Annotated in this window: 18 protein-coding genes; 10 read left to right on the forward strand and 8 right to left on the reverse strand. The window is 65.4% G+C overall.

Annotated elements, in window-relative coordinates:
* Positions 1-50 precede the first annotated feature (50 nt).
* Together BMY06_RS07330 and BMY06_RS07335 are read left to right on the forward strand one after the other, a co-directional pair.
* Positions 51-860, forward strand: a complete 810-nt coding sequence (locus tag BMY06_RS07330; protein WP_074982382.1) for a siderophore-interacting protein — start codon at positions 51-53, stop codon at positions 858-860.
* Between the two features lie 91 nt (positions 861-951).
* The gene (locus BMY06_RS07335; RefSeq protein WP_065060642.1) at positions 952-2,205 is read left to right on the forward strand and encodes an MFS transporter; all 1,254 of its coding nucleotides are present in this window, start codon (positions 952-954) and stop codon (positions 2,203-2,205) included.
* A gap of 126 nt (positions 2,206-2,331) precedes the next feature.
* On the opposite strand, the gene BMY06_RS07340 is transcribed toward BMY06_RS07335, so the two are convergent.
* The 3 genes from BMY06_RS07340 to BMY06_RS07350 all read right to left on the reverse strand — a co-directional run bounded on the left by BMY06_RS07340 (position 2,332) and on the right by BMY06_RS07350 (position 5,707).
* A complete protein-coding gene (locus BMY06_RS07340) occupies positions 2,332-3,459 on the reverse strand; it encodes a 3-deoxy-7-phosphoheptulonate synthase (protein WP_065060641.1) in 1,128 nt (375 codons plus the stop codon).
* A 193-nt stretch (positions 3,460-3,652) separates the two neighbouring features.
* Positions 3,653-4,660, reverse strand: a complete 1,008-nt coding sequence (locus BMY06_RS07345; protein ID WP_065060640.1) for a sterol desaturase family protein — start codon at positions 4,658-4,660, stop codon at positions 3,653-3,655.
* 15 nt (positions 4,661-4,675) lie between these two features.
* Positions 4,676-5,707 carry a YncE family protein gene (locus tag BMY06_RS07350; protein ID WP_065060639.1) on the reverse strand — a complete coding sequence of 344 codons (1,032 nt, stop codon included), beginning with the start codon at positions 5,705-5,707 and terminating at the stop codon, positions 4,676-4,678.
* Positions 5,708-6,006: 299 nt separating this feature from the next.
* Here BMY06_RS07350 and BMY06_RS07355 point away from each other — a divergent pair, with 299 nt between their 5' ends.
* A complete protein-coding gene (locus BMY06_RS07355) occupies positions 6,007-7,332 on the forward strand; it encodes an Nramp family divalent metal transporter (RefSeq protein WP_074982673.1) in 1,326 nt (441 codons plus the stop codon).
* Between the two features lie 368 nt (positions 7,333-7,700).
* A complete protein-coding gene (gene zwf, locus BMY06_RS07360) occupies positions 7,701-9,176 on the forward strand; it encodes a glucose-6-phosphate dehydrogenase (protein ID WP_065060638.1) in 1,476 nt (491 codons plus the stop codon).
* Positions 9,177-9,321: 145 nt separating this feature from the next.
* On the opposite strand, the gene BMY06_RS07365 is transcribed toward zwf, so the two are convergent.
* The 3 genes from BMY06_RS07365 to BMY06_RS07375 all read right to left on the reverse strand — a co-directional run bounded on the left by BMY06_RS07365 (position 9,322) and on the right by BMY06_RS07375 (position 11,780).
* Positions 9,322-9,501, reverse strand: coding sequence for a hypothetical protein (locus BMY06_RS07365; protein ID WP_065060637.1), 180 nt, complete (start codon positions 9,499-9,501; stop codon positions 9,322-9,324).
* A 109-nt stretch (positions 9,502-9,610) separates the two neighbouring features.
* Entirely contained in the window at positions 9,611-10,027 is a 417-nt protein-coding gene (locus BMY06_RS07370) for a MarR family winged helix-turn-helix transcriptional regulator (protein WP_065060636.1), read from the reverse strand.
* Positions 10,028-10,151: 124 nt separating this feature from the next.
* Positions 10,152-11,780, reverse strand: a complete 1,629-nt coding sequence (locus tag BMY06_RS07375; protein ID WP_074982384.1) for a Na/Pi cotransporter family protein — start codon at positions 11,778-11,780, stop codon at positions 10,152-10,154.
* A gap of 273 nt (positions 11,781-12,053) precedes the next feature.
* Between BMY06_RS07375 and BMY06_RS07380 the strand changes: the two genes are divergently transcribed.
* Positions 12,054-13,106 carry an alcohol dehydrogenase gene (locus tag BMY06_RS07380; protein WP_074982674.1) on the forward strand — a complete coding sequence of 351 codons (1,053 nt, stop codon included), beginning with the start codon at positions 12,054-12,056 and terminating at the stop codon, positions 13,104-13,106.
* Between the two features lie 98 nt (positions 13,107-13,204).
* Here the strand turns inward: BMY06_RS07380 and BMY06_RS07385 are convergent, their stop codons facing one another.
* The gene (locus BMY06_RS07385; protein WP_074982386.1) at positions 13,205-14,209 is read right to left on the reverse strand and encodes an aldo/keto reductase; all 1,005 of its coding nucleotides are present in this window, start codon (positions 14,207-14,209) and stop codon (positions 13,205-13,207) included.
* Positions 14,210-14,508: 299 nt separating this feature from the next.
* On the opposite strand from BMY06_RS07385, the gene BMY06_RS07390 reads away from it, so the two are divergent.
* Positions 14,509-16,665 carry a tetratricopeptide repeat protein gene (locus BMY06_RS07390; protein ID WP_074982676.1) on the forward strand — a complete coding sequence of 719 codons (2,157 nt, stop codon included), beginning with the start codon at positions 14,509-14,511 and terminating at the stop codon, positions 16,663-16,665.
* Positions 16,666-16,709: 44 nt separating this feature from the next.
* Here BMY06_RS07390 and BMY06_RS07395 read toward each other — a convergent pair whose 3' ends face one another.
* A complete protein-coding gene (locus BMY06_RS07395; protein WP_065060632.1) occupies positions 16,710-16,928 on the reverse strand; it encodes a hypothetical protein in 219 nt (72 codons plus the stop codon).
* Between the two features lie 460 nt (positions 16,929-17,388).
* Here BMY06_RS07395 and BMY06_RS07400 point away from each other — a divergent pair, with 460 nt between their 5' ends.
* The 4 genes from BMY06_RS07400 to BMY06_RS07415 all read left to right on the forward strand — a co-directional run bounded on the left by BMY06_RS07400 (position 17,389) and on the right by BMY06_RS07415 (position 22,089).
* A complete protein-coding gene (locus tag BMY06_RS07400; RefSeq protein ID WP_065060631.1) occupies positions 17,389-17,718 on the forward strand; it encodes a DUF1330 domain-containing protein in 330 nt (109 codons plus the stop codon).
* A gap of 273 nt (positions 17,719-17,991) precedes the next feature.
* The gene (locus BMY06_RS07405) at positions 17,992-19,140 is read left to right on the forward strand and encodes a porin (protein ID WP_065060630.1); all 1,149 of its coding nucleotides are present in this window, start codon (positions 17,992-17,994) and stop codon (positions 19,138-19,140) included.
* A 322-nt stretch (positions 19,141-19,462) separates the two neighbouring features.
* The gene (locus tag BMY06_RS07410; RefSeq protein ID WP_065060629.1) at positions 19,463-19,891 is read left to right on the forward strand and encodes a hypothetical protein; all 429 of its coding nucleotides are present in this window, start codon (positions 19,463-19,465) and stop codon (positions 19,889-19,891) included.
* A 59-nt stretch (positions 19,892-19,950) separates the two neighbouring features.
* Entirely contained in the window at positions 19,951-22,089 is a 2,139-nt protein-coding gene (locus BMY06_RS07415; protein ID WP_074982390.1) for a phosphocholine-specific phospholipase C, read from the forward strand.
* Positions 22,090-22,392: the final 303 nt, after the last annotated feature.

The raw sequence follows: 22,392 nt of genomic DNA on the forward strand, positions 1-22,392 counted from the left end.
TGCCCTTCATCCCTCGTCGATCGACCGCCCCCCCCCTATCGGAGTCAAAGATGCAGAATCAAAGCAAGCTCGACGTCGTCCGCGTGCGACATCCGCTCAAGTTCCGCCTGCTGCGCGTCGTGCGCGTCGAGGCGCTGTCGTCCGCGCTCGTGCGCGTCACGCTCACGGGCGATCTCAGCGACTTCGTGTCGGCGTCGTTCGACGATCACGTGAAGGTGTTCTTCCCGCCCGAGGGCGCGAGCCAGCCGGTCCTGCCGAGCCTCGGCCCGGACGGCATCGTGTTTCCCGAAGGCGTCGAGCGTCCCGCCGCGCGCGATTACACGCCGCGCCGTTTCGACCCCGTCGCCAATGAACTCGATATCGAGTTCGCCCTGCACGAAGCCGGTCCTGCCACGGCGTGGGCGGCGCAGGCGCAGCCCGGCCAGTATCTCGGCGTGGGCGGCCCGCGCGGTTCGATGGTGATCCCCACGGGCTTCGACTGGCACTTGCTGATCGGCGATGAAACCGCGCTGCCCGCGATCCAGCGCCGCCTGAGCGAGCTGCCCGCCGGCGCGCGCGTGGCCGTGGTCGCCGAAGTGGCGAACCGCGCGGCGCGCATCGAGCTGCCGACCGCCGCCGATCTCTACGCGATCTGGTGCTACCGCGAGGAATCCGAATTGGAAAACCCGCTCGTCGACGCCGTCGACGAAGTCTGGCTGCCGCCCGGCGACGGCTTCGTATGGGCAGCCGGCGAAGCCTCGGTGATTCGCGCCGTGCGCGCGAAGCTGTGCAACGAGCGCGGCGTCGACAAGAAGCGCATTCGTGCGTCGGCGTACTGGCGCCGCGGCGCGCAGGCCGCGCACGAAACGATCGACGATTGATTCAGCCTCGATCGGCGGTCGGCGATCGCTGAAACCCGCACATACGGCTCCGCCTTTTCGCGGGGCCGTATGTGCTTGAACAAGGTCCCGAATGACCCTCACACTCAATCCGCTGCGCGAACGCACGCTGCTCTGGCTGCTGGCGCTCACGCAGTTCACCGTCATCATGGACTTCATGGTGATGATGCCGCTCGGCCCGCAGATCATGCACGCGTTCGCGATCACGCCCGCGATGTTCGCGACGGCCGTGTCCGCGTACTCGCTGTGTTCCGGTTTGTCCGGGCTGCTCGCGGCCACCTATATCGACCGCTTCGACCGGCGTCGTCTGCTGCAGGTCGCCTATGCGCTGTTCGCGCTGTCGAATCTGGCCTGTGCGTTCGCGACCAACTTCCATCTGCTGCTGTTCGCGCGCGCATTCGCCGGTCTCACGGGCGGCGTGCTCGGCTCGATCGTGATGGCGATCGTCAGCGACGTGATTCCCATCCAGCGCCGCGGCGCTGCGACCGGCGTCATCATGACGGGCTTCTCGATGGCCGCGATCGCGGGCGTGCCGGCGGGCATCGTGCTCGGCGCGCACTTCGGCTGGAGCGCGCCGTTCCTGCTGCTCGTCGCGCTCTCCGCCGTGATCTGGGTGGCGGGCTCGCGCGTGATTCCGCCGCTCACCGAGCACGTCGACCGCGACACGCCGCTCGCCGACATCGTGCCGCGGCTGTGGCAACTGCTCACGCTGCCGCGTCACATGAAGGCGTTCGCGCTTACCTTCACGATGATGTGCGCGCACATGCTGGTGATCCCGTTCATTTCGCCGATGCTGGTCGCCAACTACGGCGTCGCGCCCGAGCAGCTTTCGTGGCTCTACGTGGCGGGCGGCGCGTCGACCTTCCTGACCGCGCGCGCGGTGGGCCGTCTCGCGGATCGTTACGGCAAGCGCCGCGTGTTCCGCATCATGGCGCTCGTGTCGATCGCGCCGGTGCTGTTCGTCACGCATCTGCCGGTGCTGCCGTTCATCGCGATGGTCGGCTTCTTCGCGGTGTTCATGATCGCGCTGTCGAGCCGCATGGTGCCGATGCAGGCGCTGCTCACGACGATTCCCGAGCCCGCACGGCGCGGTGCGTTCCTGAGCGCGAACAACGCGGTGCAGGCGCTGGGCACGGGCATCGGCGCGTGGGTCGGCGGACTGCTGCTGCAAAACGGTCCGCATGGGACGATCGTCGGCTTCGGCTACAACGGCTGGCTCGCGGCGGCGCTCGCCGTGGTGGCCGTGCTGTGGGTCGGCCAGGTGCGCGGTTTCGGCGACGAAGTCGCGAATCGTGTTCCGGACGCGGGCGCGGCGGCCAAAGCCTGATCGGGTCTTTTCAACACGCGAGAGACGCGAGAGACGCATAAAAAACGCGCGCCGGACTCGGAGTCCGCCGCGCGTTTTTTTACGTCCCGAACAAGGCGCCGATGAAAGCGCCCGCAAACCCGCCCCTCAACCCGCGCGCGTCGTCCGGCGCGCACGCACCGCTTGCGCCAGCGCGTCGAGCACGGGCTCGGTCTGCGCCCAGCTGATGCACGCGTCGGTGATCGACACGCCGCGCTTGAGCGGCACGCCCGGCTGCTGGTCCTGACGCCCTTCTTCCAGATGGCTCTCGATCATCACGCCGACGATGCGCGCATCGCCGCCCTTCAACTGCTCGCCGATATCGCGCGCCACGTCGATCTGACGCTGATGCTGCTTGCTCGAATTCGCGTGCGAGCAGTCGATCATCACCTGCTCGCGCAGCCCCGCCTTCGCGAGCGACGCGCAGCACGCGGCCACCGACGCCGCGTCGTAATTCGGCCCGCTCTTGCCGCCGCGCAGAATCACGTGGCAGGCGTCGTTGCCGCGCGTTTCGAAGATCGCGGCCATGCCCATCTTCGTCATGCCCATGAACGCGTGGCTCGCGCTCGCGGCCACGATCGCGTCCGCCGCGACCTGCACGCCGCCGTCCGTGCCGTTCTTGAAGCCGATCGGGCACGACAGCCCCGACGCCAGTTGCCGATGGCTCTGGCTCTCGGTCGTGCGCGCGCCGATCGCGCCCCACGCCACCAGATCGGCGATGTATTGCGGGCTCAGCAGATCGAGGAATTCGGTGCCGGTCGGCAGGCCGAGCGCGTTGATGTCGAGCAGCAGCTCGCGCGCCTTGCGCAGCCCTTCGTTGATGCGGAAGCTGCCGTCGAGACGCGGATCGTTGATATAGCCCTTCCAGCCCACCGTCGTGCGCGGCTTCTCGAAGTAGACGCGCATCACGATCAGCAGGTCGTCGCTCAGCGTGTCAGCCTTCGCCTTGAGCAGCTTCGCGTATTCGATCGCCTGGTCGTGGTCGTGGATCGAGCACGGCCCGACCACGATCACGAGGCGGTCGTCGCGCTGCGCGAGCACCTCGGCAATCTGCGCGCGGCTCGTTTCGACGAGCGTCTGCGTGTCCTGCGGCACCGGCAGCTCGTCGAGCAGCAGCGCGGGCGAGATGAGCGGACGCACGGCGCCGATGCGCACGTCGTCGATGCGGGTGGTGTCCTGGGTGGCGTCGGCAAAGCCGACTTCCTGGTCGTGCTGCGGGTTGTCGATACGGCTCAAGGTGCTCTCCAGTCTCATGCAACGCCTGCGCTTTTTATGCAGATTTCATGCAGATGATGCGGACGCGGCGCACGCGTCTCGCGGGGGACAAGCCGGGATTATCGCATCTGCCGCACCTTGGCCGTCAACGAAACGAGGCGGCTCGCGGCCGCCTCGTGGTGGATGTGCGTCACGCCGACGCGCGAGCGCCGGCTCAGTTCGCCGTGCCGCCCATCGGATAGCCCTTGCCCGCCAGCCGCTTCGCGATGCGCACGAGCGCGAGCCACTGCTGGGCGATCAGGCCGTCACCGTAGTTCACGCCCTTGCCGTGCGGCGCGGGCAACTGGTCGCGGATGCCCGTGGGTTCCGGCGCCTTGTTCCAGGACGCGGTGCGGAACATCACGTCCCACCACGGAAACAGCACGCCGAAGTTGCAGCCGTAGCGCGTGCCTTCGTGGCCGTAGCCGATCGCGTGATGGCGGCGATGAAACGCCGGGCTCACGAGAATGCGCTCCAGCACCCGGCCGTAGTCGAGCCGCGCGTTCACGTGCTGCACGGCCTGCAGGAAGTTGCTCACCGCGATCAACACGACGAACTGCGCGGGCGGCACGCCGATAAACAGCGAAATCGCCGCGAAAAACGCCGCCTGCACGATGTCGTCGAGGAAGTGATTGCGGTCGTCGCACCAGAGCGACATCTGCTGCTGGCTATGGTGCACCGCGTGCAATTCCCACCACACGCCGAAACGATGCTGCCAGCGGTGATACCAGTAGCCCGCGAAATCGAGCACGACCAGATAGACCAGGAACGAGACGTACGGCTTGTCGGTGACGCCGGGCCACAGGCTGTCCACGTCGATGTTCGGAATGTTGTGGATCGCCATCTCGCTTTGCAGATGGTTGAACAGCGGTGTGAGCATGAAGAAGAACGCCATGTTCAGAATGCCGAGCTTCGCGATCCACGTGTACCAGACGTCGGCGCGCAGCGCCTTGCGGTCCTGCCACGATTCGGCCGGGCGCAGCGCTTCGAGCGGGCGCAGCAGCACGTAAGTCAGCGCGATTTCGAGCACGCCGACGATCACCCAATAGAGCGCGTCGTAGGTGTCCTCGTCGTAGCCCATCAGGCCGACCTTGTAGAAGATCGGCTGCACGACGTCGACGTAGACGAGCGTCTGCAGCCACGAAACGAGGTTGTCGGCCTGCGAAAGCAGCGTGTCAAGCATCGGGACTCCCGCTCGTCAATCCGGATTCGGCGCGTAAAACGGCGCGCTGTTGGCGAAATAGATGCCGTGCGGCGAGCGGCCCACGGCGATCGTATCGATCAGCTTGCGCGTCGTGAGATCGATGATGCCCACGTGCTTCGCGAAGCGGAACGTAACCCACAGATAGCGTTTGTCGGCGGAAAGTTCCATGTCGTCGGGACCGGGGCGCAGGCCCGTGATGTCGGCGACCTTGGTGAGCGTCGTGTAATCGAGAATGCTGATGGTGCTTTCCACGCGATTCGACACGGCGATGTGCTTGCCGTCGTCGAGATTGCGGAAGTTGTGCGCGCCGCGCCCGGTCTGGATCTTTTTCACCAGCGTGCGGTTGTGCCAGTCCACCACGGCCACGTCGTCCTCGCCCGTCATGCCGACCAGCAGGTACTTGTCGCCGGGCGTCATCCACAGGCCCGCGGGCGTGTTGCCGATATGCAGCTTCCAGAGCACGGTCTGCGTCGGCAGGTCGATGGCCGCCACTTCGCCGGTGTCCTGAAGCGTCACGAACGCGGTCTTGTTGTCCGACGCGAAGGTGATGTGGCTCGGCGTCTTCGCGAGCGGGATGCGCTTGACGAGCGTGACATCATGGCCGTTGTAGCTGTAGATGTCCACGCGATCCAGACGCAGGCCGGCCGTCACGAACCACTTGTGGTCGGGCGAGAAGCCGAGCTGGTACGGATCTTCGATCCCTTCGACGCGGCGCTGCACCTTGCCGCTGTGCGGGTCGAGGAACAGCAGGTCGTTCGAGACGGAATCGGCGACGATCAGCGACTGGCCGTCGGGCGTGATCATCAGGTGATGCGGTTCCTTGCCGGTGGGCTCCGTGCCCACGACGGTGCGGCTCGCTTCGTCGATCAGCGAAAGCTGCGCCTCGCCGGAGTCGAGCACGATGACCTTGTCGTTCGGATTGACGTTGGCGTCGGCGTGGGCCAGCGCGCTGCAAGCGAGACCGCCCGCGAGGAGCGCCGCTGCGGCGCGTTTGCGGGTCAGGGAGAAAATCGGGAAATGGGACATTTCGTAAGGGCGTGAGGCCGGGGAATTGCCGGGAAAAGCGGCCGGGGAAAGCGCGCGGGGCCGGTTTGTGCTGAGATAGTTGCTGGTGCGCCGCAACGCGGTCGAAAGCCAGATGAAACCTCAATGAAACCGGGCAGCGAATCGCGCGCCGCGGATCATCTGCTTAACGCGTGAGCGATGCATTCCGATGACGCGCGTGGCACATTCTGACGCGCTTTTCTGCTGATTTCCGACAAATTGTGAGCCGCGGCGTGCGCGAGGCGCGTGTGTTCCGGCCCCGCAACCGCGACGAGGCGCCCATGCAGCATCGCACCCGCGACGACGATGTGCGCGACGTGCCCGACGGTCTCTCCGCGGGCACGGTGCGCAAGGTACGCGAAGCGCTCGAAGGGCGCCGGCGCGGCGCCGCGCTGCTGCTGCCGCTCGCGGGCCCGGCCGTGATCGTCTCGGTCGCGTACATGGACCCCGGCAACTTCGCGACCAACATCCAGGCGGGCGCGCGCTACGGTTACGCGCTGCTGTGGGTCGTGCTGCTCGCCAACGGCGTGGCGATGCTGTTCCAGGCCTTGTCGGCGAAACTCGGCATCGTCACCGGCCGCAATCTCGCCGAGCTGTGCCGCGAACGCCTGCCCGCGCCGCTCGTCTGGTGCATGTGGATCGTGAGCGAGATCGCCGCCATGGCCACCGATCTCGCCGAATTCCTCGGCGGCGCGATCGGCCTCGCGCTGCTGTTCCATCTGCCGCTGATCGCGGGCATGGCCGTCACGGCGCTCGTCACCTACGGGCTGCTGTTCTTCGAGCGCGCGGGTTTCCGGCCGCTCGAACTCGTGATCGGCGCGCTCGTCGGCCTGATCGGGCTCTGCTATCTGCTCGAACTCTTCATCGTGCCGGTTGCGTGGACGGGCGTGCTGCGCGGCACCTTCTCGCCGCGCCTGCCCGATGCGCAGGCGGTCACGATCGCGGTCGGCATCGTCGGCGCGACGGTCATGCCGCACGCCCTCTTCCTGCATTCCGGGCTCACCCAGGCGCGCGTGCAGCCGCGCAACGACGCCGAACGCGCACGTCTGCTGCGCTTTTCGAACGTCGAAGTGGTCATCGCGCTGGCGTTCGCGGGCCTCATCAACATGGCGATGGTGATCATGGCGTCGGCGTCGTTTCATCAGGGCCATGCCGATGTCGCCGAAATCGGGACCGCCTGGCACACGCTCGCGCCGCTGTTCGGCGTGGCCGCGGCGGGCATCTTTCTGGCTTCGCTGATCGCCTCGGGCATTTCGAGTTCGGTGGTCGGCACGCTCGCGGGACAGATGATCATGCAGGGCTTCGTCGGCTTCCAGATTCCGCTCTGGCTGCGCCGCCTCGTGACGATGGCGCCGAGCTTCGCGGTCGTGGGCCTCGGCGTGAACGCCACCGATGCGCTGGTCGCAAGCCAGGTCGTGCTGAGTCTCGCGCTGCCGTTTCCGATGGCCGTGCTGGTGGTGTTCACGTGCCGGCGCGACGTCATGGGCGCGTACGCGAATAGCGCGTGGGTGGCGTGGCTCGCGGTGCTGGGCGCGCTGACCGTGCTCGCGCTCAACGCGCTGCTGCTCGTGCAGGCGCTGGGCGTGAGCGTGCCTGGGCTCGGTTGATGCTGCGCCATGAGCCGCGCTGCGGGCCGCGCCATAAAAACCCTGCGCGATGCGGGGCTAAATGCAGCAAACGCCGCCGCCCGCGAGCGAGCGCTAAACAACGTTAGCAACGCTTCAGCGCGAAGCGAGCAACGCAGGGTGCGCCATCCCATCGATTCGCGATCGATTCGCGCAAGATCGCGCGTGGACGTGCGCGAACCGTTCATCGGCCCGTTCGCGTCGGCAGAGACGAATCGCAGTGAATCGGCGTGACGCGTGCAAACTCGCGCAAAACCATGCACCATTACCGTTTTCAACGCTCCGGCCCCCGCGCCGGCTGCACACTTCGCAACCTAGCGCCACACATCGCCACAAGCGAGCGACCTGCCATGACGAATCAGCCTGCCCAAGCCGCGCCCGAACAGCCCGTCGACATGATCATCTTCGGCGGCGGAGGCGACCTGGCCGCGCGCAAACTGCTCCCCGCGCTCTACATGGCGCACCTGCACGGCAACCTGCCCGCCGAGACGCGCATCATCGCCGTCGGCCGCAAGAACTGGACCATCGACGACTATCGCAAGTTCATGGAAGAGCAGTCGCGTCCGTTCATCGACGCCAAGGCCTTCGACCCGCAAGCGTGGGACCGTTATCTGAGCCTGTTCCAGTACGTGATCATCGACGTGAACGATCCCGCCGATTACGCGCATCTGAAGCAGGCTTCGCGCGAGCACGCGCTGCGCGTGTTCTATCTTTCGACGTCGCCCGAACTCTTCACGACGATCTGCGACAACCTGTCGGCCGGCGGTCTGCTCGACAGCCAGTCGCGCGTCGTGCTCGAAAAGCCGCTCGGCCACGACCTCGCTTCGGCGCAGGAGATCAACGAGTCGGTGGGCCGTCACTTCGCGGAATCGCAGATCTACCGCATCGACCATTATCTCGGCAAGGAAACGGTGCAGAACCTGATGGTGCTGCGCTTCGGCAATCCGATCTTCGGACCGCTGTGGCAAGCGCCGTATATCCGCAGCGTGCAGATCACGGTGGCGGAAACCGTGGGCGTGGGCAGCCGCGCGGGCTTCTACGATCACACGGGCGCGCTGCGCGACATGGTGCAGAACCACCTGCTGCAACTGCTGTGCATCGTGGCGATGGAGCCGCCCGTTTCGCTCGATCCGGACGCGGTGCGCGACGAAAAGCTCAAGGTGCTGCGCTCGCTGCGCCCGATGTCGCTCGCCGATATCGCGCGCGACACGGTGCGCGGCCAGTACGCGGCGGGCGCCGTCGACGGACAGCCGGTGAAGGGCTATCTGGAAGAAGACAACGTGCCGGCCGACAGCAAGGCCGAAACCTTCGTGGCGATCCGCGCGCACATCAACAACTGGCGCTGGGCCAACGTGCCGTTCTTCCTGCGCACGGGCAAGCGCCTGCAAAAGCGCCAGTCGGAAATCGTGATCGAATTCGCGGACCTGCCGTTCTCGATCTTCCCGAGCGGCCCGCGCAATTACGGCAATCGACTCGTGATCCAGTTGCAGCCGGAAGAATCGATCCAGTTGCAGATGCTCGCGAAGGAACCGGGCAGCGGCATGAACATGCTGCCGGTGAATCTGAATCTGGATTTGCAGCAGGCAATTCCGGAGCGCCGCGCGGAAGCGTACGAGCGTCTGCTGATCGACGTGATTCGCGGCCGTCTCACGCACTTCATGCGCCGCGACGAACTCGAAGCCGCATGGACGTGGGTCGAGCCGATTCTCGACGGCTGGAAGGAACTGAACGACCGCCCGCGCACGTACACGGCGGGCACGTTCGGCCCGGCGGCTTCGTCGGCGCTGCTCGCGCGCGAGAACATGTCGTGGGCCGAAGAGGCTTGATGATTTCGTGCTGAGATTCGAAGCATGAAAAAACGCCGCGCTTCATGCGCGGCGTTTTTGTTGGTGTTTGCCGATGTATCCGCTCTGGCGCCGATACATTCAACGCGGCAAGGCAGGCAACCCAGGCAACGACTCGCGCGAACGATCAGCGACGATCGTCGCCCGGCGACGCATTCTCCGCGCCCGCGCGCTCGGGATGAAACAGATCAAGACCGGCGAACACCACTACGCCGCTCAGCGCCATCATCGGCACCGAATGGCGCCCCAGAAAGAGAATCAACGCGGCCAGCCACGTCGAAATACAAAAAGCGCCAATGCGCCGCATGATGCCACTCCATTCACTACCCGCGCGGCGTTCGCCCTGAATCGCGAGAACGCGCGCGTGCTGCAGTTTCCTGCTGTTGTTTGCGATTGCCTGTGTTGATCGATGGCGGCTAGCCGAGCGTCGCGCGCGCGGTGCGCAGACGGCTCACGGTGTCGACGAACGCCTCGCCGCCCAGCGTGCGCTTGATGCGCCCCGTGACCGTTGCGCTCGCGTGATGCAGCGCCTCGCGAATGGCCTGCGCCTGCGCCGTGGGCACGATGGCCACTTCGCGCTGATCGCCTTCGGTGCGCTGGCGCTCGACATAGCCGCGCGCCTCCAGACCGTCGATGACGCGCGTGGCCGTGGGCCGTGCGATCGAGAGCATGTCCGAAAGCTCGTGCTGCAAAGAACCGGGCCGTTCCAGCACCGCGCGCAGCATGAAACCCTGGGGCGGCGTGAGGCCGAAAGGCTCGAAAGCTTCGGACCACTCGCGTTCGAGGCGGCGTGCCAGCGCCGACGTGTTGAAGTAAAGACACTGATCGAACATGGCCACAGGATAACCGTTTGTCGTTAGCCATGCAATCAATCGCCTGCGATCCGGGCCTTTTTTAAGGCACTTTCGAATTGGTCCGACAAGGTTTCGATGAGCTTTTCGCGTGCCTGGATCGGCTTCAATCCGCGAAAGAAAGCGCGCGCGAATGCGCCTTCGCGACCTGTTGCAACGCGCGCCGCAACGCACTGTGACGACGCAACAACTCTTCCATCAGCGCAATCGACACCGTGCCCGCCGCACCCTCGCCGAGCAGTTGCGCCTTGAGCGCGCCATACGCGCCCTCCATCGCCTGCGAGAGATTTTCGATCAGCGCGCTGTCCTCGCCGGGCGATCGCAGACGACTTTCGTTCTCCCGACTGGCGTGATCGACGGCCTCGATCGCATCGAGCAACGCGAGCGAGCGGCGCTCGAACTGCGCGTAACTCGCGGCGACGCCCGCATCGGGCAGCACGTTCGCGAGCGCCGCGGCCTGCATGGCCTGCTCCGCCGCGCTTTCGTGATAACGCAGCTCGCGCAGCGACTCAGCAAGCGCCGCCGCCGTGGCCGGCACCATCTCCTGGCGATTCATTCGCTGTACGAACTTCTGCGCCGCGTTGAACAGCCGCGTGGTCGCGCTCTGCTCATGCGCCAGCGCGTGAGCGTCGGCGCCCGCGAGCGTCATGCGCACCATGCGTCGCACGATCGCGCCGATGCGCCTGACTTCGAGGCGCAGCGCGTCGGCGGCGAGTTCGGGCACCACGGCCACGGTGTCGTCGAGAAATTGCGGCGCGCCCTCGTCGCCCTCGCGCGCGCGAAAACGGCTCTGCAGCCAGCGCGTGAGCCGCCCCGCCAACGGCACCATGATGACGAGACCCAGCACGTTGAACGCCGTGTGAAAGAGCGCGAGCGCGATGGCAGGATCGTGCGGCAGATGCAGCCAGTCGCCCACGCGCACGATGAAGCCGATCATCCACGGCAGCAGCGCGGTGGCGACGAGCCCCGTCACCACGTTGAAGATCACCTGCGCGACCGCCGCGCGCCGCGCGTTGGGCGTCGCGCCCACGGCCGCCAGCAGCGCCGTGGCCGTGGTGCCGATGTTCGCGCCGATGATCACGGCCGCGCCGCCCTGCGTGCTCAGCATGCCGCCTTGCGCGGCGGCGAGCGTGATGGTCATGGTCGCCGACGACGACTGCACGAGCAACGTGATGACAAGGCCCGCGAACACCTGCATCAGCACTTCGACGAGCCCTTCGCCCTGCGGCAACCGGTACTGCGCGACGAGGCCGGTGAACGCGCCCTGCAACGTGGCGATGCCGATGAACAGAATGCCGAAGCCCGCCAGCGCATCGCCGAGCGCGCCGCGCCGCTGCCCCACGCCCGTCAGCCGCAGCGCGATGCCGATGCCGACGAGCGGCAGCGCGAGCGCGTCGATCTTCATCTTCAGGCCGAGCAGCGAGACGATCCAGCCGGTGGTCGTCATGCCGAGATTGGCGCCGAACAGCACCCAGAGCGCGCCGCCGAGATCGAGCAGGCCCGCGTTCACGAAGCCGATCACCGCAACCGTCACCGCGCTCGACGACTGCACCAGCGCCGTGACCAGCACGCCCGACGCGAGGCCCGCCGCGGGCGTGCGCGTCGCGCGGCTCAGGATCAATTCGAGCGCGGGCCCGGCCGCGAGCTTCAGGCCGTTGGTCATCATCGTGATGCCGAGCAGAAACAGGCCGATGCCGCCGATCAGCACGCCCAGCGATTCGACGAGGCCGCTCATGCGCGCGCGCCTGCGCGCCCGCGCGATCCGATAGCGAACAGGAGGCAACGCATGAGAGCCTTTGCGCTTTGCACGGAGTGGACCGGCTCATGGTACGCGACCCGCTTCAAGCATGACCGCAAAGTGAACGCTCATGCGCACGCCACGCCTGCATTCCGGTTATCGCCCCATAAAAACGAACGACCGGACGAATTTATCCGCAATCCGTTATGATGCAGAGGATTCGACATCGCCCGCCTGCTTGACACAACACACACGGAGACATCGATGCAGATGCGTTGTTATTGCGTGACCGGTCACGGTCAACCGCTCGAACTCGTCCAGCGCGACACGCCGCAACCCAAAGGCACGGAAGTGCTCGTGCGCGTGAAAGCCGCCGGTCTGTGCCATTCCGACCTGCATATCTGGGAGGGCTACTACGACCTCGGCGGCGGCAAGAAGCTGTCGCTCGCCGATCGCGGCATCAAGCTGCCGCTCACGCTCAGCCATGAAATCTGCGGCGAAATCGTCGCGGCGGGCCCCGATGCCGGCGACGTGAAGACCGGCACGGTGGCCGTGGTGCATCCGTGGATCGGCTGCGGCGTCTGCGCGGCCTGCCAGCGCGGCGAGGAAAATATCTGCACGAAGCCGCAATCGCTTGGCGTGATGCGCGACGGCGGTTTCGCCGACTACGTGATCGTGCCGCATCCGCGCTATCTGGTCGATCTCGGCGGCCTCGATCCCGTGAAGGCCGCGCCGCTCGCCTGCGCGGGCGTGACCACGTATTCGGCGGTGAAGAAGTTCGGCGAGCGCATTCACGACGACGCGGTCGTGATCATCGGCGCGGGCGGCCTCGGCATGATGGCGATCGAGGTGCTCAAGGCGCTCGGCGCGAAAGGCGCGATCGTCGTCGACGTGGACGCCGCCAAGCGCGACGCCGCGCTCAAGGCGGGCGCGCTGGCCGCCATCGACGCACGCGCGCCCGACGCCGCGCAGCAGATCATCGAAGCCACGGGCGGCGGCGCGCGCGCCGTGCTCGATCTCGTCGGCGCGACGCCCACGGTGAAGCTCGCGCTCGATTCGTGCGCACGCGGCGGGCATGTGGTGGTGGTCGGCCTGATGGGCGGCGACATCACGCTCTCGCTGCCGATCATTCCGATGCGCCCGCTCAAGATCGAAGGCAGCTATGTGGGCACGCTGCCCGAATTGCGCGAACTCGTCACGCTCATGCGCGACGGCAAGATGCAGCCGTCGGCGGTGTCGCCGCGTCCGCTCGGCGAAGTGAACGACGCACTCCAGGCACTCGCGCACGGCAAGGTGGTGGGTCGTCAGGTGCTCGTGCCTTAGACGGTGTCTTAAGGCGTCTGCATTTCGATCGACGATAAAAAAGGCGAGCGCAACACGCTCGCCTTTTTCACACCCCGTCAATTACTTCGGATGCCTGATCAACGCGCCGCGTCGCCCATGCGGTACTCGTGGCTCGCTTCGTCGAGCTGCTGTTTGAGCGCGGGATCGAGCACGAGATCGGCGGCGGCAATCGACGCATCCAGTTGCTCGGGCCGGCTCGCGCCGATCAGCGCCGACGTCACCTGCGGATTCGCCAGCACCCACGCGACGGACGCCATCGTGAGCGACTGGCCGCCCTGCTCCACGATCGCGCGCAGTTTCTCGATGCTCGCGAACTCGCGCTCGTGCCAGTAGCGGTCCTGATACATCGAACCGGCCACGCCCACGCTCTGCGTGAAGCGGCCTTCCGACGGCGCACTGCCCTGCTGGTACTTGCCGGTCAGCAGGCCGCCCGCCAGCGGGTTATACGGAATCACCGCGAGCCCTTCTTCGTTCGCGAGCGGCAGCAGTTCGCGCTCGATCTGGCGGAACAGCAGGTTGTAGCGCGGCTGCACCGACACGAAGCGCGCGCAGCGCAGGAAATCGGCGCGGCCGAGCGCGCGTGCGAGGCGATACGCCAGAAAATTCGACACGCCGATATAGCGCGCCTTGCCCGAGCGCACGATCGTGTCGAGCGCTTCGATCGTTTCGTCGAGTGGCGTGTTCGCGTCGTCGGAGTGGAGCTGGTAGAGATCGACGTAATCGGTGCCGAGGCGGCGCAGCGAGGCGTCGATGGCATCGAGCAGATGCTTGCGCGACGCGCCCTGATCCCACGGCGACGGCCCGACCTTGCCGACCGCCTTGGTCGCGAGGATGAAGCGCTCGCGGCGTCCCTTCTCCGCGTTGAGCCAGCGCCCGACGATCTCCTCAGTGCGGCCCGCGCGCGATTCGCCGCCGCCCAGCGGGTAGACGTCGGCGGTGTCGATGAAATTGATGCCCGCGTCGGCGGCCTTGTCGAGAATGCGGCGGGACACGTCCTCTTCGGTCTGCAAACCGAAGGTCATGGTCCCGAGGCAAAGACGCGAAACGGTGAGGCCGGTCTGGCCGAAACGGCGGTATTGCATCGATGTCTCCTGTGGAAGCGGCGCGCAAGCGGCAAATGTGCGCGCGATCCCGAAGAGCATAGCGCGGCTTTGCAGCGGGCGCTGAAGACGCCCTCGACGCCTTACGAACCTGCAAGCGACCTTGCCGGATTTTTCCATTCCTTCCCGGGCTTTCGCAGGGATGCGGCGCGCACGCGGGCCGTAACCGCCGTGAAGGTCCGATCGCCCGAAAAACCGCAGTCTGTGCGCTCTTATCGCGACGTTGCGCGGGCCGCAGATAGCTTAAGCTCATACGGTCCTTGATTTCGCCCAGCACCACCGTGACCACGACGACGACCGCCGCGCCTCTTCGCCCCGATTGCCTGCAAGAGGCAAGCGCCCTGTGCGCGCAAGGCCGTTTCGGGGATGCCTATACCGTGATCGGGCCCTTCGTCGGCATGCAGCCGTGCGCCGACGACGCCGCGCGCGTCGACGTGCTCAATTTCGCCGCGCTCTGCGCGATGGGATCGGGCCAGGCCAACGCCGCCGAAGCGCTGTGGCAGCGCTGTATCGACGCCCAGCCGCAACACGTCGAGGCCTACAACGGGCTCGCCGCAATGCTCACGGCGCTCGGCAAGCTGCCCGCCGCGGAAGCGGTCTGGCGCAAGCTGCTCGCCCTGACGCCCGCGCACGCCGACGCCTGGAGCAATCTCGGCACCGTGCTGCATCGGCTCGGACGCCAGCCGGAAGCCGAAGCGGCCTACCGCGCGGCGCTCGCGCACAACCCCGCGCACGCCGACGCGCATTACAACCTCGGCCTCGCGCTGCACACGACGGGACGTCTCGACGAAGCCGAAGCGGCCTATCGCGCGGCGGTGGCGGCCAATCCGCAAGGCGCGCGCGCGCATAACAATCTCGGCAATCTGCTGCGCGAGTGCGGACGTCTCGCCGATGCAGAAGAAGCGTTTCGCCAGGCGCTGCTCGTGCAACCGCAGTATCCCGAGGCGCTCAACAACTACGGCGCGCTGCTCAAGACGCTCGGCCGGCTCGGCGAAGCGGAAATGGTCTGCCGCCGCGCGGTGCAGATTCGTCCCGATTACGTCGAGGCGGTCATCAACCTCGGCTGCGTGCTCGTCGACCTCAAGCGTCTGCCCGACGCCGAACAACTGTTCCGGCAAGCGCTCGCGCTACGCCCCGATCACGCGGAGGCGCATTACAACCTCGGCGTCGTGCTGCGGCAGCTCGAACGCTATCCCGAAGCCGAAACCGCCTATCGCCAGGCGCTGCGCCTCGCGCCGACGCATACGGAAACGCTCAACAATCTCGGCGGCGTGCTCGTCGCGCTCGACCGGCTGCAGGAAGCGCTCGCGATCTTCCAGGAAGCGCTCGTCTGCAATCCCGACTTCGCGCTCACGCATTTCAATCTCGGCAGTACGCACAAGGAACTCGGCGCACTCGACGAAGCGGAAGCGGCCTACCGTCGCGCATTCGCGCTGAATCCCGCGTATGGCGACGCGCAGTTCCGCCTCGCCACGCTGCTCATCGCGATGGGACGTTACGAGGAAGGCTGGCGCCTCTACGAACGACGCTACGACAACACGGGTTTCGTGCACTATCACTCGCGCGACATGCTCGACTGCCTGCACTGGCAAGGCGAGCCGATCGCGGGCAAGACGCTGCTGCTGTGGCAGGAAGACGGGCTCGGCGACATGCTGCAATTCGCGCGTTACGCGCGGCTGCTGAAGGCGCAAGGCGCGGCGCACGTGACGTTCGCGTGCGTGAACACGCTGCATCGCGTGCTCGCGGGCGTGGAAGGCGTCGACATGGTGATCGATCATCCCGAGGCCGTTTCGCGCGCGTCGCAATTCGACTACTGGGTCAGCCCGCTGAGCTTGCCGATGCATCTGGGCACGACGCTGGAGACCACGCCTGCACCCACGCATTTCCCGACCGACGCGGCGCTCCTAGAACACTGGGCCGCGCGCCTCGACACGCTGGCGCCGGGCACGCGCGTGGGTCTCGTGTGGCGCGGCAACCCGAAACATCACAACGATCATCATCGCTCGATCCGGTCGCTGGCCGCGCTCGCGCCGCTCTGGCGCGTGCCGGGTCTGCGCTTCGTGAGCCTGCAAAAAGGCGCGGGCGAAGACGAAGCGCTGCGCGCGCCGCTGCATCAGCCGATTCTGCCGCTGGGCAGCGAAGTCACGGATTTCGTCGATACGGCCGCGATCATCGCGCAGCTCGATCTCGTGATCTGCGTGGATACGTCGACGGCGCATCTGGCCGCCTCGCTCGGCAAGCCGTGCTGGATCATGCTGCCGCGTCGCGACCTGGACTGGCGCTGGTTGTACGAGCGCGAGGATTCGCCGTGGTATCCGCAGAACGTGCGGCTGTTCCGGCAAGGCAATTACGAAACGTGGGGCGCGGTCATCGAGCGCGTGCGCGAGGCGTGCGCGTTGGCGTTCGCCGGTCAGGTCGAAGAAGAAGCGGTGAAATAAACGATCAAAGCGACCCGATCGCAAAGCGCGGACGACGGTCCGCGCTAGTCCCAGAAATTACGGAACGCGACGGCGACGATCACCGGCACGCACATCACGAGCGGGATCGCGAAGTACGGAATTTCCATATCGACGATCCAGCTGCGGATCAGCCAGCCCACGCCGATCGCCAGCGTGAGCACGCCGACGAGCGCGGTCAGCGTATTGAGCAGCCAGGTCGGCGGGCGCTTGCGCCTGGGTTCCTGCGCGGAAGACGGTTTCATCGGGCTTGGGAGTTCGGAGCGTCCCGACTGGACGCCGATTAGCTTATTTTACTCTCGATGGATCGCCGCAACGGAAGCGGCAAGCGATGCGCGGGAAAGCGGGCATTACAGGCGTAATGCGCGGACGCAATAAGCGCATGCGATGCTCGAAGAACACCCGCGCAAAACCAGCGCACCAAAAGAAAAAGCCCACCTAAGTTGGCGGGCTGAATCCATATCAGGAGGAGACATGGAGGAGACGGTTCAACTATAGGGTTTTCCCCTAAACTTTGCAAGCGTTTTTTTGGGCATTTCAATAATTTTCTGCCGATTCAGCTTTCGTTTAATTCAGACGTTATTTAACGTTATTGTCACAGGTTTGCATTACCTGCCACGTAATCGCCACGCCGCCGCGCGCGCCCTATCCTCGCTTGCATCGCTTCACTGAATGCACCACTGAGCACACACCGCGAGGATCGCCATGACCGCTTACGCCATTGCCCATCTGCACCGCTGCGAAGCTTGCGCGGAGATCGTCGAGTATCTGGAGAAGATCGACGCCACGCTCGCGCCGTTCGGCGGCCGGTTCCTCATTCACGGCGGACGCGTCGAGCGGCTCGAAGGCGCATTCAAGGGCGACCTCATCATGATCGAATTCGACGATCGCGAGCGTGCCCGCGCCTGGTATCGTTCGCCGGCTTATCAGGCGATCCTGCCGTTGCGCACGCAACACGCGAGCGGCGACGTGCTGCTGATCGATCAGGTCGCGCAGCCGCATCGCGCCACCGATGTGCTGGCGAAACGCGGATAACCACGCATAGCCTGCATCACGCGCCGCGCCGCATGAATTCCACTTGTTGTGCAAATGCGACTCAATGGACCGCGCAATCAGTCATATCGGCGTGTCATGCGCGGCGCAAGTATTGACGGTGCATGACTTGCGCCGATTTATTTCAATTTTTTGAAACTATTCTTCCATATTACGGAATAGTCCTTGCGGACTGCCCGTCACCTTTCATCCAAGGTCGCTTCCTATACTCGCTCCCGTCTCAACCCGGCGTTTCTACAGGACTGGAGTCCCACAGTGAAAAAAATCTCTATCGCCGCCGCGTGCGTTACCGCATTCGCCGCAGCGTCCGCCCACGCTCAAAGCTCGGTTACCCTTTACGGCCTCGTCGATGCCGGCATCGCCTACACGAACAATGTCGGCGGCAGCGGCCGCGTGGCGCTCGCGAGCGGCAACATCAGCGGCAGCCGCTTCGGCCTCAAGGGCGCCGAAGATCTCGGCGGCGGTCTGAAGGCGATCTTCCTGCTCGAAAACGGTTTCAGCGTCAACAACGGCCAGCTCGGCCAGAACAGCCGCCTGTTCGGTCGCCAGGCGTATGTCGGCCTGAGCAGCAACACGTTCGGTACGCTCACGATGGGTCGCCAGTACGACGACGTCGTCGACTTCGTTGCGCCGCTCTCGGCCACGGCCGGCACGTTCGGCGACTCGGGCTTCGCGCATCCGTACGACAACGACAATCTCCAGCACAGCGTCCGCTTCAACAACTCGGTCAAGTACACCAGCCTGAACTACGGCGGCTTCAAGTTCGGCGGCATGTACGCGTTCAGCAACAACACGGACTTCGCCGTCAGCCGCGCATACAGCGCCGCCGCCAGCTACACGTTCGGTTCGTTGACGGCCGCCGCGGGCTACCTGCAGACCAACGGTTCGGGCGCGAAGACGGTGTCGGGCACGACCAGCGCGTTCACGAATACCGCCGGCGCGGTCGATCAGGCCGAAGTCAAGGGCAGCCTGACGTCCGACGTGCAGCGCACCGTGGCCGCCGGCCTGAACTACGGCTTCGGCCCGGCCGTCGTGGGCTTCGTCTACTCGCACAGCCAGTATCAAGGCACCAGCGCATTCGGCCTGAGCAACGGCTCGGTGCGCTTCGACAACTACGAAGTCAACGGCATGTACAACTTCACGCCCGCCTTCAAGGCCGGTCTGTCGTATGCGTACACCGACGCGCATCTGAGCGGCGCAACCTCGTATGGCGCCGATCCGAAGTGGAACCAGGTGAACGCGATCGCGCGTTACTCGCTGTCCAAGCGCACCGAACTGTACGCCGAAGCGATGTTCCAGCACGCCACGGGCAACAAGAACGTCGCGGTGATGTACAACGCGGGCGGCTCGTCGTCGACGGGCAATCAGGTCATGGGCGCGGTCGGCATGCTGACGCGCTTCTAAAGCGCGCCGATTCGCGCAATCTGATTCGCGCAAGCCGTTTCGCGCGAATCGGCGATACGAAAAGCCCGTCTCCGGACGGGCTTTTTTTCGTCCTGCGTTTTGCATCCGGTGCAATTAAACCCTTCGAAAGCATCGAGAAAGTTTTGTCGGCGATTAGAAAGAATTAACTCGCACGGCACGCATCTTTTACGCATTCCGCATTCGATCAATCCCGTTTGCAAAAGAAAAATCATCGCGCGCAAACGTTTTCACCCGTTTCACAATTCTTTCTTCTCCTTACCGGAAACTGTGCGCCGATCCATTCACGGGAGTGCAAGCGCACATGACTCGACGCTCTCTCGCCGTCACGCCGGCGACCGCGATTTCCGTTGTGCTCGCAACCATGGCGCTCGCTGCCTGCGGGCCGGGCGATAACGCGTCGTCATCGGCGCCGCAGCAGAGTGCGCCGAATCTCACCGCGAATGCCGCGAATGCCGCAAATGCCGCGGATACCGCCGCATACGCCAACGCCGGGAATGCAGGCAATGCCACCAACGCTGCCAGCGACACGCTCGCCGCCGCGCCCGCCGTTTATGCGAGCGATCCCGTGCAAAGCGTGCAAGCGAGTCTCGCGGCGGACAGCGAGCAGATCGCGCCCGTCATGAGCTACGCGCCCGGCGACGAGCCGCCCCAAACGAACAGCGCCATCAACGCCGACGCCAACTCCAGCACCGGCAACGAATCCCGCAGCACCGTAACGACGAGCCAGTAATACACCGTTGTGTGCCTATGCACACTTAATTCCATCCGCAAGCAGAAAGGTGAACAACAATGACGTCAACCAGCCGTCGCCGTTTCCTGCAAACCGTCGCTTCATCGGGCGCAGCCGCCGCCGCGATGACCGTGCTTCCCGAATCGATCCGTAACGCGCTCGCGATTCCCGCGTTCTCGCGCACGGGTTCGATCCGCGACGTCGAGCACATCGTCGTGTTCATGCAGGAGAACCGCTCGTTCGACCACTACTTCGGCCATCTGCGCGGCGTGCGCGGCTATAACGACCGCCTGCCGATTCCGTTGCCGGGCGGCCTGCCGGTCTGGTATCAGCCGTCGAAGGAAGACGCCACGAAGCCGGTGCTGCCGTTCCACCTCAACACGCAGACCACCAGCGCGCAATGCGTGGGCGACCTCGATCACTCGTGGTACCCGACGCAATACGCGATCAACAACGGTCGGCACAATCAGTGGCCGCAGTACAAGACCGACATGACGATGGGCTATTACATGCGCGCGGACATTCCGTTCCACTACGCGCTGGCCGATGCGTTCACCGTCTGCGACAACTACTTCTGCTCGCTGCCCGGCCCGACGCACCCGAACCGTTCCTATCTGATGACCGGCATGGTCGATCCCACCGGCACGATGGGCGGCCCGCTGCTCGACAACAACGATTACGTGGATGGCGACGTGCCGCCCGCGTATCAACTGCTCTCGTGGACGACCTATCCCGAGCGCCTGCAGGCCGCCGGCGTTTCGTGGCAGATCTATCAGCAAGGCACGAACGGCAGCGATCCGCTGAACGGCAACTACGGCACCAACATCCTGCAGAACTTCGCGAACTTCATCAACGCGCAGCCGGGCTCGGCGCTCTATCAGCGCGCGCAGACCGCGCGCACGATCGCCGATCTCAAGCAGGACGTGCTGGCGAACAAGTTGCCGCAAGTGTCGTGGCTGCTGCCGCCCGCCGCGTTCTCGGAGCATCCGAAATACACGCCCGCCTACGGCGCGGAATACACCTCGCAGATTCTCGACGCGCTGACCTCGAATCCCGAAGTGTGGAGCAAGACCGTCCTCTTTATCATGTACGACGAGAACGACGGCTTCTTCGATCACGTCGTGCCGCCGCAGCCGCCCACGACGTCGTCGCAGGGCAAATCGACGGTCAGCGTCGAAGGCGAAATCCATAACGTCGTCAATCCGGCGCGCGGCGGCTCGTACACCGCCGACGGCCTGCCCTACGGCCTCGGACCGCGCGTGCCGATGACCATCGTCTCGCCGTGGAGCAAGGGCGGCTTCGTCTGCTCGCAGGTGTTCGATCACACTTCGGTCATTCGCTTCATCGAAGAACGCTTTGGCGTGCAGGAGCCGAACATCACGGCATGGCGTCGCGCTGTTTGCGGCGACCTCACCACGGCGTTCGATTTCCGCACGCCCGATGCATCGATGCCCGCGCTGCCCGACACCAGCAATTACATGTCGATGGCCGACAACCAGTGCTCGGCCAACGCCGCGCCCACGGTGCCCGCCACGCCCGGCCCGATCGATGCGCAGGAACCCGGCGTGCGTTACGCGCGCGCGCTGCCCTACGAGTTGCACGTGAACGCACACGTCGACCCGACGAAGAACGCGCTCTCGATCACGTTCGCGAACAAGGGCCGCCAGGGCGCGCACTTCTATGTGTACGGCACGAACCGCACGGACGGTCCGTGGCGCTACACGGTGGAAGCGGGCAAGTCGATCGACGACACCTGGGATCTGGGCTCGACCGACGGCGTCTACGGGTTCGAAGTTCACGGTCCGAACGGCTTCGTGCGCCGCTTCTCGGGCACGGTCGCGGCCACGCAGACGTCGCAACAGGGCAAGCACGGCGGCACGCCGCAACCCGAAGTCACGGCGCAATACGACGTGGCCAACGGCAACCTGTTCCTCAAGTTCACGAACACGGGCGGCGGCCTCGCGCGCCTCACGGTCACCGACAACGCCTACGGCGCGCGCGAGCGCCTGATCGTGGTCCCCGCGGGCGCGCGCATCGAAGAACCGTGGGTGCTGGCGTCGAGCCATCACTGGTACGACCTCACGGTCACGAATCGCGACGACACCAGCTTCGCGCGCCGCTACGCCGGTCACGTCGAAACCGGCAAGCCGAGCATCAGCGACCCGGCCGCCGTCGCGCCGATCACGCAGATCAGCTAAACCCCGCCTCGCAGCGGGCCTTCACCCGCCCGCTTCTCTTCTCTGCCCCGCTCTCCTCGCACGGCGCCTTCGGGCGCCGTGTGCTTTGGTGCGTCCGCGCCGCCATCGATCCCGCATTGCGCGCCGCCGTCATGTGCACAAAAGCGCAGCCCAGGCAAGCCGCTCCCGCCCAATTCAACACCTTTCAGACACCTTTATGCATTTTGTTGTAGATGCGAATCATTTCCATTACGATCTGGCCGATTCTTTCACTGCACTTTCATCGCACTTGCATGCGATGACACGCGTACACCGTCCAACCGG

This window comes from Paraburkholderia tropica (assembly GCF_900109265.1).
In the GTDB taxonomy this organism is placed as follows: Bacteria; Pseudomonadota; Gammaproteobacteria; order Burkholderiales; family Burkholderiaceae; genus Paraburkholderia; species Paraburkholderia tropica.

What these genes read in the sequence shown, in the direction of transcription:
- BMY06_RS07330 (WP_074982382.1), top strand. Translation starts at nt 51, where the DNA reads ATGCAGAATCAAAGCAAGCTCGACGTCGTCCGCGTGCGACATCCGCTC.
- BMY06_RS07335 (WP_065060642.1), top strand. Translation starts at nt 952, where the DNA reads ATGACCCTCACACTCAATCCGCTGCGCGAACGCACGCTGCTCTGGCTG.
- BMY06_RS07345 (WP_065060640.1), bottom strand. Translation starts at nt 4,660, where the DNA reads ATGCTTGACACGCTGCTTTCGCAGGCCGACAACCTCGTTTCGTGGCTG.
- BMY06_RS07350 (WP_065060639.1), bottom strand. Translation starts at nt 5,707, where the DNA reads ATGTCCCATTTCCCGATTTTCTCCCTGACCCGCAAACGCGCCGCAGCG.
- BMY06_RS07355 (WP_074982673.1), top strand. Translation starts at nt 6,007, where the DNA reads ATGCAGCATCGCACCCGCGACGACGATGTGCGCGACGTGCCCGACGGT.
- zwf (WP_065060638.1), top strand. Translation starts at nt 7,701, where the DNA reads ATGACGAATCAGCCTGCCCAAGCCGCGCCCGAACAGCCCGTCGACATG.
- BMY06_RS07365 (WP_065060637.1), bottom strand. Translation starts at nt 9,501, where the DNA reads ATGCGGCGCATTGGCGCTTTTTGTATTTCGACGTGGCTGGCCGCGTTG.
- BMY06_RS07370 (WP_065060636.1), bottom strand. Translation starts at nt 10,027, where the DNA reads ATGTTCGATCAGTGTCTTTACTTCAACACGTCGGCGCTGGCACGCCGC.
- BMY06_RS07375 (WP_074982384.1), bottom strand. Translation starts at nt 11,780, where the DNA reads ATGAGCGGCCTCGTCGAATCGCTGGGCGTGCTGATCGGCGGCATCGGC.
- BMY06_RS07380 (WP_074982674.1), top strand. Translation starts at nt 12,054, where the DNA reads ATGCGTTGTTATTGCGTGACCGGTCACGGTCAACCGCTCGAACTCGTC.
- BMY06_RS07385 (WP_074982386.1), bottom strand. Translation starts at nt 14,209, where the DNA reads ATGCAATACCGCCGTTTCGGCCAGACCGGCCTCACCGTTTCGCGTCTT.
- BMY06_RS07395 (WP_065060632.1), bottom strand. Translation starts at nt 16,928, where the DNA reads ATGAAACCGTCTTCCGCGCAGGAACCCAGGCGCAAGCGCCCGCCGACC.
- BMY06_RS07400 (WP_065060631.1), top strand. Translation starts at nt 17,389, where the DNA reads ATGACCGCTTACGCCATTGCCCATCTGCACCGCTGCGAAGCTTGCGCG.
- BMY06_RS07410 (WP_065060629.1), top strand. Translation starts at nt 19,463, where the DNA reads ATGACTCGACGCTCTCTCGCCGTCACGCCGGCGACCGCGATTTCCGTT.
- BMY06_RS07415 (WP_074982390.1), top strand. Translation starts at nt 19,951, where the DNA reads ATGACGTCAACCAGCCGTCGCCGTTTCCTGCAAACCGTCGCTTCATCG.